The sequence below is a fragment of the Thiomicrolovo immobilis genome (genome assembly GCF_039645955.1).
GTDB classification, from domain to species: Bacteria; Campylobacterota; Campylobacteria; order Campylobacterales; family Sulfurimonadaceae; genus Thiomicrolovo; species Thiomicrolovo diazotrophicus.
Map to the genome: position 1 here is coordinate 1552093 of NZ_CP147916.1, position 12933 is coordinate 1565025.

Sequence of the window (12933 nt, forward strand, 5' to 3'; positions counted from 1 at the left end):
TCAAGCCCAAGAGCGCCAAGGGTGCGCGGGCCCTCCGCCGAGGAGAACCAAGCGTTAGCGTAGGTTCGGGGGCTTTGCTCCCGAGCCGTTCAATTTAGAGATTAAATCCGCGCTCGCCGTGAACGGATTCGTCCAGACCCATTGTCTCTGTCTCTTCGTCAACGCGTGCACCGCCGGTGATCGCAGAGGAGATCAGGTAGACAATGACCGTACCGACCAGGGTCCACAGACCGACGATCAGGACAGATTCGAACTGCACAAAGAGCTGACCCATACGGTCGCCGCTTGCTTTGAGCGGACCGTCCCAGAGGAGGTCCTGATCGTTCAGCGCGAAGATACCCGTTGCGATCGCACCCCACAGACCTGCGAGGAAGTGGATACCGAAAGCATCGAGGCTGTCGTCGTAGCCCAGTTTCTTTTTCAGGATCGCCACACCGAAGAAGCCGATGAGCGCACCGACGATACCGACGATGAAGGCACCGCCGACACCGACGAAGCCGGCTGCCGGCGTGATCGCGACGAGACCGGCAACGATACCGGAAGCGACACCGAGCAGGGTCGGTTTCTTGAACATGAACCATTCAATCAGCATCCAGGTGACACCGGCAGCCGCCGTAGCGATTGTCGTTGTCAGAACCGCCAGGCCTGCAACAGCGTTCGCACCGAATGCGGAACCGCCGTTGAAGCCGTACCAGCCGAACCAGAGGATCGCCGCACCGGCAGCGGTGAGGATGATGCTCACCGGTTTCATGGCTGTCTTAGGATAACCTGCGCGCTTGCCGAGCATGATTGCCAGGACCAGACCGGCCAGACCGCCGTTCATGTGGACAACCGTACCGCCGGCGAAGTCAAGGGCACCCTCATCGAAGAGGTAGGCACCGTCGCCGCCCCATACCATGTGCGTAATCGGTGCGTAAACCACCAGGCCCCACAGGACAACGAAGAGCATCCATGTTGAGAACTTCATACGCTCGATCGCGGAACCCGATGCGATCGCAACGGTGATCGCTGCAAACGTACCCTGGAACGCGATGAAGACGAAGGTCGGGTAGCTGCCGGAAAGGTCAGACCAGTTGATACCGGAAAGGAAGACGTTCCCGAAACCGCCGAACACGTTCTGCAGTGCCGCGCTCTCGTTCGCGCCGAAGGCGATGGAGTAGCCTGCAATGACCCAGACCACAAACGCTACCACGAACGCACCCATTACCATTGCATAGGTATTAAGTACATTCTTTGTACGCGTCATCCCGGCGTAAAAGAGTGCCAGACCTGCCGGCGTCATCAGCAGTACGAACGCTGTTGACACCATCATCCAGGCCGTATCACCTGTATCGAGCGTATCCTCTGCCAGCGCCAGCGTCGGCAGAAGCATCATCATGGACAAAAGCCACTTCTTCATTGGTTAATCCTTTTTTCGCAGCCTTGACTGCGGAAGTTTCATGAAAATGGTATACAATTTTGTCGGCTTTTTGCTCTCTTGTTGTGATTATTTTTTAGGCAATAAGGAAAGAACACCGCCTGGCAGGTGGTGGCTCTGAAGGCTGTAGTCGTAGTGGTAAAGGACCAAAAGGCCCTGTGGAAGGGACCGGGGTGCGCCTACGCCGCTTCGTCGGCAGAGAGCCGCGCGCGGATCGACGCTTTAAAAGCTTTCATCTTCGGACGCGTAATCGCATCCATCGCCGACTCGCGCAGCGGTTTGATCGCCGCGGCGATCTCATCGCTCAGCGCGGAGCGTCCCTGGAGGATCAGCGCGTGCGCGTCTTCAGCGAACATCGCACTGCTTTTATCGGGCACAAGGTCGTAGAGCGCCATAAACAGTGCACGCTGTCCCGTACCCATTTTGCACGTATCGTCCGAGATCTTAAGGGCAACCGTAATGGCGCAGTCGATTTCGAAAGGCGAAAGCGCGGCGGCGATTTCAGCCAGACGGTTTTTATCAAAGTTCATAAGGCATCCGATGCTTCCTTTAGCAGCTTTCGCATTGTGCTATACCGAGACGGCCGAGCAGGTCGGCGAAAAACTCACCGCCGTCACGGTCGTACTCGTCGTGAAACTCGATATAGATCGATGCATCGCTGAAGTGATTTAGGCTGGGGGAGATACCGCGCTGCTGCGACACGGAGTCGATCGTATCGAGAATCCGTGACTTCACGCTCTCGGAACCGTCAAATTCGATCTGCAGTCCCTGATAACGCTCTTCGCGCTGGTGAAAGGCCCGAATGGGCACAGGGTTTACAGCCATTGGCAGTGCCTCAACCCGCCTCGTTCAGCTCTTCTGGCTCTTCCTCGACCAGTCTGCCGACACCGCGGTCTTCAACCGGGATGTCCTCGCGGAATTTCTTTTTACGGAAAGACGGCGTTTTGAGCTTGCCGTTCTTTTCGCCGAGTTTGTAGATCTCTCCGTTGAGGAAATGCTCTTCGAATTCCGGTGTGAACGGCATGTCCCAGGTAATCGTACCGATGCTTGGGCAGATCGCGGCACACTGCGGATCGTCGTAGATCCCGACACACTCAACACACTTTTCAGGCTGGACGTAGTAGCGCTTCTCGCCGGTAGGGTTATCCGAATCGTCTACAATCGCATTGACCGGGCAGACTTGCAGACAGGCGTCGCAGGTGATACATTTGTCATCAATAATTACAGCCATAATTTATCCTTTAAGGTTTGTTGTGGATTTGATCCTTGTGAAACCTCCGTCATCCCGGGGGTTTTAGAAGAAGCAAAGCCTCAGGCGCTGCGCTGAGCACCTTTGTGGAAAATGCGCAGCAGCCACAGGGGCGGCTGCGTATTCAGCATCTCGTGGATCTGGTCGATCGCGCCCTGGAGCGCTTCACCCTCCTTGACCTGCACGGGGTGAATCCCCGCAGCCTGGACCATCTTGGATGCCTTCGGACCGATCTGGGTGCAATACAGGATATCCGCCTCTTCGATCGTACCGATCTTGTAGTTGAGTTTCGCCACTTCTTCCTCAGGCTCGTCCGAGCTTTCAATAACTTTGAGCAGCGTCGCGCTCTCCTTATCGACCTCGTACAGATGGAAGGTTTTGGACCAGCCGAAGTGCTGATCGATCTTTTCGCCCGTGGATGAAGCAAATGCGATTCTCATGATTACTACCTTTTGTGTATGATGCGAGAGGAAGCTATCCGCTTCACCGTAAAGTGCCTTTCATGTGTCAAACACCCTCTCCCGCCGAAAAGGTGCTTGACACATGAAAGCTAAGACATACCAGGGTTCACTCTAGGGTGAACCCGGTGTTAACGTCGTGTTTCGGACGCTACGAATTAGAAGGAGTCAGAGACGTTGGCGTGGCCTTCGCGCACGTCCATACCGATCTCATCCATGAACTTCTGTTCTTTGACTGACGGAAGCATCAGCCCTTTCTTTTTGTGTTCGCGGATCTTGTAGGTACCGTCTTCGTTCCCTTTGGAGTAGTACTCTTCGAAATCAACGGTAAAAGGCATATCCCATACGATAGAACCTTCGGTCGGGCACGCTTCCGCACAACGCGGCGCATCCGCATGGCCGACACACTCAACACACGTCTCCGGCTTCACATAGAAGCGCTCGTCGTCGTAGGGGTTCTTTTCGTCACCGTTGCTCAAGATTGCCGCGACCGGACATTCCGGTGCACAAGCGTCACAGTTGATGCACTCATCCGTAATCATTACTGCCATTTGTTTCTCCTGTTAAAAGTATGCTCTTTACGGTGCAACTTTCGTTCCTGCACGCTTCTTGAAACTGTCTACTGTCATCGGGACCACATCGGGTTCCAGGTGGATGTCGACGCCGCGCAGCAGCATCGTCGCGTCGCAGCCGACCTCGAGCCCCAGCTCATGACACGCCTTCTCCGTGATCAGCGATACGACCGTGCCGATATCGCTCTCAAAAGTGAGTTCGCAGAGCGAATCCTTGCTGCGGATCTTTTTCAACGTTCCGGGAATGCGGTTTTCAATGGAGACCTTGCCCGGGCACTCTTTGCTGACGCAGACCGACGCCTCCTGGAAGGAGAAGCAAACCTTGTCCCCCACCCCGGCCCAGACCGGGGTCTTTGTTTTGATGAGACGGATCTGGGTCTCGTTGCATTGAAGCGTGATGTACGTAACGATGTCCGTGCGTTCGATATCGGTAACGACTGCGGCTATCTTGTTCATCCCGTGCTCCCTACATCAGGTAAAGGACGACATTTTTGTCGATCAGCTCCTCGAAAGCGTCGAGCAGCATATCCGCCGTCGAGGTTGAACCGAGGTGACAGCCCGAGCAAGCGCCCAGGTAGTTCAACCAGATCTGCGGCGTCTCCCCCGGCACGTAGTTGAGCAGTTCGATCCCGCCGCTGTCGGCTTCGAGTGTCGGGCGGATCTTCTGGTCGATGACCTGCATGACCAGCGTAATCTGTTTTTCCACCGGCAGACTGCGGAACGGCTTGTTCAGCACCGTCGCCAGTTCCTTGTTGCTGACGTAGGTGACAACTTCCTGCGCCCGCACATTGTTATTGTGCGCGGCGGTAATCAGGTAGCGCATCGCTTCGGCCTTCTCGCCTGCTTCTTTGAGGAGCATGCCCGCTTTGAACTGGGCGTCGACATGCCCGATATCGGCTGCCTGCTTGAAATAGGTAAGCGCATCCTTCTCATTGGGCGTACCGTCGAGCCCTTTTTCGAAGATCTGCGCCAGGCTCATCATCGCATGCATGCTGCCCTGCTCGGCCGCCTTTGCAAACCACGCTTTTGCCGCCTCGATGTCGCGACCGCACCCTTTGCCCTGCATCGCCATGACGCCCAGGTTCACCATCGCATTGGCATCCGCTTTTGCCGCCGAATCGACAAAGAGGTCATACGCCTCTTTATACTGTTTCGCCTCGTAGGCACTGACTCCTGCTTCGAATGTCGTCATTATCTGCTCCTCCTGACTTTGAAAATAGGCTTCGAGCCGTTCATATGCATCCTCTTCGGCCTCCTCGAAGGTATCGCCGATTCCTTTGATCTCCGGGAACTCGACGAACTGGGCAACGCAGCCGTCCCCCTCCTCGTTGGAAAAACCGAAATAATCAAGTGCATACTTTTTCATAGCCAGCCTTGTGCAAAGAACGTTCCAGAAGTATGGAACATTTTTTGCAATATAAGGAAAAATCATCTAAGGAGGCGACATGATCGCTATACCGGTGGACAAGGCGTCAATGGATGCCACGTCATCGAAACTTTTCGGAAATGTTCAGGCATTCGCCCTTTATAATAATGATGAAAAGGCATTCCGTTTCATTCCGAACGGCGGCCAAGGAGACGGTGTCAAAACCGCCAAACTGCTTGCCGATCTCTCCGTAACCTCCGTCGTCTACTCTTTCATGGGTAACGGCCCCTACGGCGTTCTGGAAGCGGAAGGCATCGGCGTCTACTACCTGGGGAAAGAGCCGCTGGCGCTCTCCACCATCGTCGAAGGTCTGGCGACGGAAAACTACGTCAAGGTTGTTTCCGAAAACGCGCAGACCTACCTCGATCCGGGCACGGCGTCGGGAGAATGCGGATGTGGATGCAGCCATGACTGAGATCATTACCAAAGAGATGCACGAAATCCGCGGCCTGATCGCACAGACCGTCGCCAAGCGCAATGCGCTCAAGGCGGAGATGCAGGAGTGGTACGAACGCTTCCCCAACGAACGCTTCGGCAAATTCAAGGACCTGATCGCCGTCGACGGCGTTCTTTCCCAGCTTGATTCACACTACAAGCAGCTCTGGGACTTCCACAACGCCCGCACCGAACCTGTGCAGAAAAAGGCAATGTAAGGTATGCCGGAGTACAGCAAGGCCAGTAAGGCCCGCGTGCCTGATGAGACCTCTGAGTACAGTGAAAAAGGGCGGCTGAGGGCCGCAGGAGCACAGATCGACCGCTACCGGATCATCCTGGACAAGGACAACTTCCAGCCTGAAGAGCCCCACTGGCGGCGTATCAGCAAAAACACCGTCAGTCTTTTCCAGGTCCTCATCGACCAGGACCTTCACGAGCTTGTCATGGTGCTGGAACACTACCCCCGCTACATCGAGTGGGTCTGTGAACACTTCCGCTACGCCTACAGTTACAGCGAGAACGAAGCGAGCATCGACGCCGCGTCCCGGCTCCTGGAGCTGGGAGAGCCCTTTTTCACTAAGCAGTTTGTCCGCAACCTCGTACGCAAGCTCCCGCGCCTCGATGCCATGGAGCTCGAAGCGCTCAAAACCTTTGCCGAAACGGTTGCGGCACAGCACGGGCAGTGGCATCCGATCATTACGAACCACTATTGCGACGCCATCGGAGAGAGCGTCGAATCCCGTAAACTGCATCCGCTGCAGCGCCTGGCCATCACCGGCAAGATCGCGAACATTGCACGGATCGACACCTTCGAGTACGACGCCGAAGACCGCGACGCCGTCCTCGATATCCCCTACATGAATTGAATTGAAAAGAAAGGTTACCCATGGATAAAGAAACTATCAAAGAAGAACTGCTTAAACACGCGCGCAACGCTTTTGAAACCGCTTCCACCCTGCGCGAGAACGAGCGCATCGAGGTCTACCTGCACGACGGCATCGCCAAGACCTCCGATGTCCTCGACGACAGCGACGAGATCGTCTACGGCGACAACCGGGTGCTCTGCTACCAGGTCCAGGGATACGACTACCTGGAGGGGGAGATCAAGACGTGGATCGACTATGCCCGCGTCATCCCGCAGCCGACCGACGACGACACACCGCTGCCCGAACCCACCGACATCGAAAAGTCGATCCGCGAGCTCATCACCGATCTGGCTAAACCCAAAGGGGTGAGCCCCGACGACATCAGCTCCTTCGAGGTCTTCGCCAACCTGCCGATGGACCTCCTGGGAACGATCGAACAGCAGATCATCGAGTACTGGTGGAGCGCCGAAGAGGAAGAGAACGGCAAGAAGCTCGCCCTCGCACAGATCGAAGAGGCATTGGCCTAGATCATTCAACGCCATCCGGACACAGTCCGGACGGTCCAACCACCTGCTTTCACTACTTTCTTCAGTGAAAGTACCCCCACCCTTTATTCAGCATTGACGCTTTAAAGCGCCAGCAGCATCTCGTAGAGTTCGAAGGCATCCTTCGTGCCCGCCAGTTCGCGGATGGAGTGCATGGCATAGGTCGGCAGTCCGACGTCGAGGGTCTCTATGCCCAGCCGCGTCGCGGTGATGGGGCCGATGGTGGAGCCGCATCCCATATCGCTGCGGGTGACGAACTCCTGCAGCGGGTGGCCCGCGCGTTCCGAAGCGAGAACGAAGCGGGAGACGGTACGGGAGTTTGACGCGTAGCGCTGGTTGGCGTTGAGTTTCAGTACCAGACCCTTGTTGATGTAGGGGGCGTGCTCCGGGTCGTGCTTGTGGGCGTAGTTGGGGTGTTGGGCGTGAGCGTTGTCACACGACACCATCAAGGAGCGCTGGCAGAGCTGAACAAAGGCTTCATAGCTCCCCGTGATACGCTGCAGCGTGTTTTCCAAAAAGGGGCCCGCCGCCCCGCTGGTGCTCTCGCTGCCGACCTCTTCGTGGTCGGAGAGGATCATCAGGTGGGGACGGTCATTGCCGACGCTGCAGATGGTGAGCAGCGCCACGTAGCAGCTCAGCAGGTTGTCCAGGCGCGCCGAGGCGATAAACTCCTTTGCCACGCCGACATAGGAAGCCTTTTGCGTATCGTAAAGGCTCAGCTCATGCGACAGCAGCCGCTCGAAGTCTGCCACGCCGATAGCTTCCAGCTGCATCCCGACCCACGCTTCGAAATCAAAGCTTTCGTCGCAGCCGATGAGCGCCGGCAGGTCCGTCTGGGGATTGACGGAACGGCTCTGGTTCGCCTCGCGGTCGAGGTGGATCGCCAGGGAGGGGATCACCGCCACTGCGTCGCCCGTGTCGATGTTCGCCTCTTTGAGCTCCCCCGTTTTCGTCCGGTAGGCCACCCGCCCGGCAATGCCGAGGTCCCGGTCGAACCAGGGGTTCATCAGCAGCCCGCCGTAGGGCTCGACGCCCAGGCGCACCGTACCGCTGCCCTTCAGTACCGGCGAAGGCTTCAGTTTGAGGTTGGGCGAATCCGTGTGCGCCCCGAACATGGCGTAGTCGCTCTCGCCCGTGTAGGTGAAGGCGATCACCGAAGAGGCGTTGCGCGTCGTGTAGTAGCGCCCTCCCGCCTCCAGCGTCCATTCGCTGCGCTCGTCCAGGTAGGTGAACCCGGCGTTCTCCAGCATTCCCGTCACGTTCGCAACCGCGTGGAACGGCGTCGGCGACACATCCAGAAAGCCCAAAAGTCCGTCGTTGAAATCTTCTCTCGTCATGCTCTTTCCCGTATGATATAGTCGTTTGATTGATATCTGATTATAGCGTCCGCACCGCTTCAGGACGCTTATGGGAGCAGAGCAGCCAAGCGTACGCTAGCAGGCTTTAAGCGTACAGCGACAGCATCTCACGCGCTTTGCAGCAGCGGCAGCTTCTCGAGCAGGGTTTCGCAGTACTCCCACTGGTCCAGTGACTGTTTCCATGCCTCCGGGATTGCGTTCACACCGTAGAGGGCGCCGAGTACCATCCCGATGGCGATGGCCCGCGAGGCGTTGTCGCCGCCGACCATCGCGTTGGCCTGCAGCGCCTTTTTCAGGCCGTCCGCCTCGCCGCCGTATTTGAGGATGAAATAGACGGCGCCCGGCAGCGTCCCTTCCGTCGGGCTCGCCTTGCCGACGCGCACCGGTTCGGAGCGGCCGATATCCCACAGCCGGGCCATACTGGTGAGTGCCAGGTCGTCGACGAACTTCTCTTTGCCCAGCGGGGATTCCGGGTCGGTTGCCTCTTCGAACTTGGCGATCGCCTGGAGGGTTTTGGCCTGGAAGAAGCCGCCCATCTGCTCGCCGACGGCGCGGATCGCATCGATGGGAGACGTCCCGTTCAGTACCCGGTGGGTCACTCGGGCGAAGTACTCCCCGCCGCCGAGCGCCTCGGCATTGCGGTGGGTGAACATCGCCTTCTGCGACGCGTCGACCACCGCCTCTTCCGTATCATAGTAGCCGTGCGCCGCGACGTGCCGGATCGCCATCGCGTTGGAGATCCCGCCCAGGTTCTCGACGGGGAAGCCCCGCTTCACCTGCGCGTAGGTCTCCTTGGTCATCGTGCAGATCCACGACCCCCAGCCGTTCTCCAGCCGATTCATCCAGTGCGGAATAAGCTCGGAAACGCTGACCGCGCGCGGAGACTCCGACGTCTTGGCCAGGTGCTCGAGAAAGAGAATATTGTAATCCCCGTAGTCGGTCGTCCCCCCCGCTTTTTTACCGGGGTGGTAGTTCTGCGCCCCCCAGCCGATGCCGTGGGTCTGTCCGCCCATCATCTCGCCCGGAGACATGAAACGGTCCACCGGTTTGCGGCCGTAGGCCAGGTAGATCTTCTGGGCGTCGTACTCGTAGTGGCTTCCGAGGCAGAGGGCATCGCCGACAATCGCACCGAAAAATGCCCCTTTGATCGCCTCTTGTTTTGTGATCGTGCTCATGACCGTCTCTCAGAGCGTCATCTGGATCAGGCTCTCCGCCCACATGCTGAGCTGGTCTTTGGAGAGTTTGCTGGTAAAACGGTTCATCTCCATTCCCCTGCTGAAGGCAATGGTCGTGGGCAGTTCGTTCACACCGTACTGCAGCGCCAGCGGCGCGTCGTTGAGGGTATTCACCTTTAAAAAGCGCACTTCAAGGGCGCAGGAGGAGGCCGCTTTTTCGAAATCCGGCGCCATCTCCATGCAGGGACCGCAGTCGGGGGAGTAGAAATCGACGATGACGGGAATGTCGTTTTCGGCGATGTGGAGCTTGAACGCCTCCGCGTCGCAGGTGACGGGGGTCGTGTCCGTCAGGGGTTTGCCGCAGCTGCTGCAAGGCACCTCTTTTTTTTCGACTTCGTTGACGACGCTGTTAACGCTTTGGCAGTGGGGGCATACGATCTTGAGAGTGTCCATCTTTGGCTCCGGAAATATTGTGTTGCCGGAGGGCATGCAAAATCCATGCCCGTCGGCCGTTTTTGCCGCTGAAACGGAGTGCTGTTCCGTTTAAAAAGATGGAGTATCATCCCGCTTATACACCCTTAAAAAGGTATCTGCCATGACCCATTCACGTGTTCCCCAGATCATTTTGCTTTACTGGATCATCAAGATCGCTTCAACCACCCTTGGCGAAACCGGCGCTGATATGTTTTCCATGACGTTTGAGATCGGCTACGGAAGTACCATTCTCATTTTCCTTGCCATCTTCGCCCTGCTGGCCGCCGTCAAGATCGCGATGAAACGCTACGATCCGGCCCTCTACTGGCTGACGTTTACCGCCTCGGCCATCGCCGGAACCGCGATATCGGATTTTATCGACCGAACGCTGGGACTGGGGTACGCCGCGGGATCAATGCTCCTGCTCGTTCTGCTGGCAGGTGTCTTGTTGCTGTGGCGTGCCAAAACACGTTCGCTCTCGGTCGAACAGATCAGCTCCGTCCCGGCGGAGACCTACTACTGGCTCGCCTTTTTGATCGCCAACACGCTGGGAACGGCGGCAGGCGATTTCCTTGCAGATGACCTTCAGATCGGTTTCATGTACAGCGCCCTTCTGATCGGCGGGGTTCTGGCCCTGACGGCGCTTCTGCACTATGTCACCGCCCTTTCGCCGGTCCTGCTCTTCTGGATAGCATTCATCCTGACCCGTCCTTTCGGCGCGACATTCGGCGACCTGTTGACCAAATCCGCCGACGACGGGGGCGTGGCATTCGGCACCGTCGGCGCCTCGCTCGTTTTCACTCTGATGCTCGGTATCGCCCTCTTCTTCGAAATCCGTCGTGAAAGGGCCTATATCCCGGAAGAAAAGGCATAATACGCAAAACAGAAAAAAGGAGTACACATGCATCTGGGATTTATCGGGCTCGGACACCTCGGCCGGGCCGTCGCCGAGCGGCTGCTGGAGTGCGGACATACGCTCAGCGTCTACAACCGGACGCCGCAAAGAGCCGAGGGGCTGGCTGTCGACCTCTGCGGCCAACCGCGCGACGTTATCGAAAAGTGTGACGTCGTACTGCTCTGCCTCTTCGACAGCGCTGCTGTCGACGCCGTTCTCTCGGGCGAAAACGGCCTGCTCGGCGCCAACGCCTCCGGCAAGACCGTCATCGACCTGACCACCAACCATTTTGACGCCGTTGCGGGTTTCCACGAACGCTGCCGCCTTGCGGGGGCCTCCTACCTGGAGTGCCCGGTGCTCGGCAGCGTCGTCCCCGCGGCCAACGGGGCGCTGACCGTACTGGCCAGCGGAGAGGAAGAGGTCTTTGAGGCGGCCCGGGGCATCCTCGAATCCATCGGTGCACACCTCTTCTACCTGCGCGAACCGGGGCGGGCGACAAAGATGAAGCTCGTCAACAACCTCGCCCTGGGCGGCATCATGGCCGTCCTGGCCGAAACGGTCGGCATCGGCGAAGCGGCCGGAATAGAGCGCAAAACGCTCCTGGAGATCCTCGCCGTCGGCGGCGGCAAATCCCTCGTGCTCGACGCAAAACGCCAAAAACTGCTCGACGACGACTACGCGCCCCACTTCTCCAACGCCCTGATCTACAAAGACCTGCACTGCCTGCAGGACCTGGCCTACGGCCTTGAACAGCCCCTGTACACGGCCGCCATGGTCAAAGAGCTCTATGCCCGCACCTTCGCCGAAGGGTTCGAGGGAGAGGATTTCGCCTCCGTCGCCAAGCTGTTCCGGAAGCGTGAGCAGTGAGGACGCTCCTCATTACCGGCGCCGCGCAGGGGATCGGGCTCGCGACTGCGACCCTTTTTGCCGGACGCGGCTGGAAAGTCTACGGCCTCGACATCCAGGCGGAATCCCTCTTCGCCGCATCCTTGCAAGGCGGATTCGAACCGCTCGCCTGCGACCTCGCGGACCCGAAAAGCATCGAAAGAGCGGCGGCATCCCTGACGCACCTCGACGCCCTCGTCAACAACGCCGCAACACATGCCAACGGCGATCCGCTGACACTTTCCGTAGAGGAGTGGAAACGGGTACTCGACGTCAACCTGACCGCGCCCTTCCTCCTCAGCCGGGCCGTGGCGCCGCTGCTGATGCAAAGCGGCGGCAGCATCGTCAATATCGCCTCCACCCGCGCCCTGATGAGCGAACCGCATACCGAGGCCTACAGCGCAAGCAAAGGGGGGCTGCTCAGCCTGACCCACGCCATGGCCATGAGCCTTGCCCCCGTGCGCGTCAACGCCGTCAGCCCCGGCTGGATCGAACACGCCGCCCCCGAATCCCTGCATGGTTTCGACCACACCTTCCATCCGTCGGGACGGGTCGGCGGCGTCTCGGATGTCGCGGAGATGGTCTGGTACCTCACCGGCGAACATGCGGAGTTTATTACGGCCCAGAACTTTGTCATTGACGGCGGCGTGACGAAGAAGATGATCTATCCGGAGTAACGGGAGGCTCTACGATTCGGGCTGAAACGGCACCCTTTCAATCGCCGCTTCGCGCAGATTGTCTGCCAGCGTCCAGAACCACGCCTCCCCGTTCACCGGCGACAGCAGCATAAAGGAGGGATCGTCCGCGCGAAAGTGCGCCAGGTACTCCCGGGTCTCGATCAGCTGCTGCTTGATCGTGCGGTCCTCCACCGCTCTCATCTCCGCGCGGATCCGCAGCATTGTCGTAAAGTCCTGCGACAGGTAGCAGAACTCCACCTTCGGGTTGGCCCGCAGCTGTCGCCCGACGGCTTTGGCGGTCGACGAGGTGAAATATAGCTTCCCGCCGATGATGTTGCTTAAAAATCCGCGCACATGCGGCTGGTCCTCCTCGGCGGTCGCCAGGGTACAGACAGGGTTTTGTGTGATGAATGCCAGAATTTCCGGAGGCATAAACTACTCCTTTTTTCGGCAAAGTATAGGCAAAGGTGCGGAAGGTTTGCGAGTACAAAAACGCTGAAA

Annotated in this window: 19 protein-coding genes; 7 read left to right on the forward strand and 12 right to left on the reverse strand. The window is 58.2% G+C overall.

The window, feature by feature from the left end:
• Positions 1 to 94: 94 nt before the first annotated feature.
• From WCX72_RS08040 to WCX72_RS08075, 8 genes are all read right to left on the reverse strand, one after another.
• Positions 95 to 1399, reverse strand: a complete 1305-nt coding sequence (locus WCX72_RS08040; RefSeq protein ID WP_345969302.1) for an ammonium transporter — start codon at positions 1397 to 1399, stop codon at positions 95 to 97.
• A gap of 197 nt (positions 1400 to 1596) precedes the next feature.
• Positions 1597 to 1947 carry a hypothetical protein gene (locus tag WCX72_RS08045; RefSeq protein WP_345969303.1) on the reverse strand — a complete coding sequence of 117 codons (351 nt, stop codon included), beginning with the start codon at positions 1945 to 1947 and terminating at the stop codon, positions 1597 to 1599.
• A 19-nt stretch (positions 1948 to 1966) separates the two neighbouring features.
• Entirely contained in the window at positions 1967 to 2242 is a 276-nt protein-coding gene (locus WCX72_RS08050) for a hypothetical protein (RefSeq protein ID WP_345969304.1), read from the reverse strand.
• A 10-nt stretch (positions 2243 to 2252) separates the two neighbouring features.
• Positions 2253 to 2648: a 4Fe-4S dicluster domain-containing protein gene (locus WCX72_RS08055; protein WP_345969305.1), complete on the reverse strand. Its 396-nt coding sequence runs from the start codon at positions 2646 to 2648 to the stop codon at positions 2253 to 2255.
• 80 nt (positions 2649 to 2728) lie between these two features.
• Complete coding sequence (locus WCX72_RS08060; RefSeq protein WP_231018429.1) at positions 2729 to 3106, reverse strand: NifB/NifX family molybdenum-iron cluster-binding protein; 378 nt, start codon at positions 3104 to 3106, stop codon at positions 2729 to 2731.
• 176 nt (positions 3107 to 3282) lie between these two features.
• Positions 3283 to 3675, reverse strand: a complete 393-nt coding sequence (locus WCX72_RS08065; RefSeq protein ID WP_231018430.1) for a 4Fe-4S dicluster domain-containing protein — start codon at positions 3673 to 3675, stop codon at positions 3283 to 3285.
• A 27-nt stretch (positions 3676 to 3702) separates the two neighbouring features.
• Positions 3703 to 4152, reverse strand: a complete 450-nt coding sequence (locus tag WCX72_RS08070) for a TOBE domain-containing protein (protein WP_345969306.1) — start codon at positions 4150 to 4152, stop codon at positions 3703 to 3705.
• 10 nt (positions 4153 to 4162) lie between these two features.
• Positions 4163 to 5062 carry a NifU family protein gene (locus WCX72_RS08075; RefSeq protein ID WP_345969307.1) on the reverse strand — a complete coding sequence of 300 codons (900 nt, stop codon included), beginning with the start codon at positions 5060 to 5062 and terminating at the stop codon, positions 4163 to 4165.
• Positions 5063 to 5141: 79 nt separating this feature from the next.
• Here WCX72_RS08075 and WCX72_RS08080 point away from each other — a divergent pair, with 79 nt between their 5' ends.
• From WCX72_RS08080 to WCX72_RS08095, 4 genes are read left to right on the forward strand one after another with little or no spacing between them, the layout of a single operon-like run.
• Positions 5142 to 5537: a NifB/NifX family molybdenum-iron cluster-binding protein gene (locus WCX72_RS08080; protein WP_345969308.1), complete on the forward strand. Its 396-nt coding sequence runs from the start codon at positions 5142 to 5144 to the stop codon at positions 5535 to 5537.
• On the forward strand, positions 5530 to 5775 hold the full coding sequence (locus WCX72_RS08085) for a hypothetical protein (RefSeq protein WP_231018434.1): 246 nt from the start codon (positions 5530 to 5532) through the stop codon (positions 5773 to 5775). Before WCX72_RS08080 ends, WCX72_RS08085 begins: the two co-directional genes overlap by 8 nt.
• A 3-nt stretch (positions 5776 to 5778) precedes the next feature.
• On the forward strand, positions 5779 to 6423 hold the full coding sequence (locus WCX72_RS08090; protein ID WP_345969309.1) for a hypothetical protein: 645 nt from the start codon (positions 5779 to 5781) through the stop codon (positions 6421 to 6423).
• Positions 6424 to 6443: 20 nt separating this feature from the next.
• Complete coding sequence (locus tag WCX72_RS08095; protein ID WP_345969310.1) at positions 6444 to 6950, forward strand: hypothetical protein; 507 nt, start codon at positions 6444 to 6446, stop codon at positions 6948 to 6950.
• Between the two features lie 101 nt (positions 6951 to 7051).
• Here WCX72_RS08095 and WCX72_RS08100 read toward each other — a convergent pair whose 3' ends face one another.
• The 3 genes from WCX72_RS08100 to WCX72_RS08110 all read right to left on the reverse strand — a co-directional run bounded on the left by WCX72_RS08100 (position 7052) and on the right by WCX72_RS08110 (position 9954).
• A complete protein-coding gene (locus WCX72_RS08100) occupies positions 7052 to 8305 on the reverse strand; it encodes a M18 family aminopeptidase (protein ID WP_345969311.1) in 1254 nt (417 codons plus the stop codon).
• Positions 8306 to 8433: 128 nt separating this feature from the next.
• Positions 8434 to 9501, reverse strand: a complete 1068-nt coding sequence (locus WCX72_RS08105; RefSeq protein WP_345969312.1) for an ADP-ribosylglycohydrolase family protein — start codon at positions 9499 to 9501, stop codon at positions 8434 to 8436.
• A gap of 9 nt (positions 9502 to 9510) precedes the next feature.
• Complete coding sequence (locus WCX72_RS08110) at positions 9511 to 9954, reverse strand: thioredoxin domain-containing protein (protein WP_345969313.1); 444 nt, start codon at positions 9952 to 9954, stop codon at positions 9511 to 9513.
• Between the two features lie 142 nt (positions 9955 to 10096).
• Between WCX72_RS08110 and WCX72_RS08115 the strand changes: the two genes are divergently transcribed.
• The 3 genes from WCX72_RS08115 to WCX72_RS08125 are packed head-to-tail and all read left to right on the forward strand — an operon-like array spanning position 10097 to position 12432.
• The gene (locus WCX72_RS08115) at positions 10097 to 10849 is read left to right on the forward strand and encodes a hypothetical protein (protein WP_345969314.1); all 753 of its coding nucleotides are present in this window, start codon (positions 10097 to 10099) and stop codon (positions 10847 to 10849) included.
• Positions 10850 to 10876: 27 nt separating this feature from the next.
• Positions 10877 to 11737 (forward strand): NAD(P)-dependent oxidoreductase, encoded by an 861-nt coding sequence (locus WCX72_RS08120; RefSeq protein WP_345969315.1) that lies wholly within the window; start codon positions 10877 to 10879, stop codon positions 11735 to 11737.
• Positions 11734 to 12432, forward strand: a complete 699-nt coding sequence (locus WCX72_RS08125) for an SDR family oxidoreductase (protein WP_345969316.1) — start codon at positions 11734 to 11736, stop codon at positions 12430 to 12432. The genes WCX72_RS08120 and WCX72_RS08125 overlap by 4 nt, the downstream gene beginning before the upstream one ends.
• Positions 12433 to 12441: 9 nt before the next feature.
• On the opposite strand, the gene WCX72_RS08130 is transcribed toward WCX72_RS08125, so the two are convergent.
• The gene (locus tag WCX72_RS08130) at positions 12442 to 12864 is read right to left on the reverse strand and encodes a pyridoxamine 5'-phosphate oxidase family protein (RefSeq protein WP_345969317.1); all 423 of its coding nucleotides are present in this window, start codon (positions 12862 to 12864) and stop codon (positions 12442 to 12444) included.
• Between the last annotated feature and the right edge of the window lie 69 nt (positions 12865 to 12933).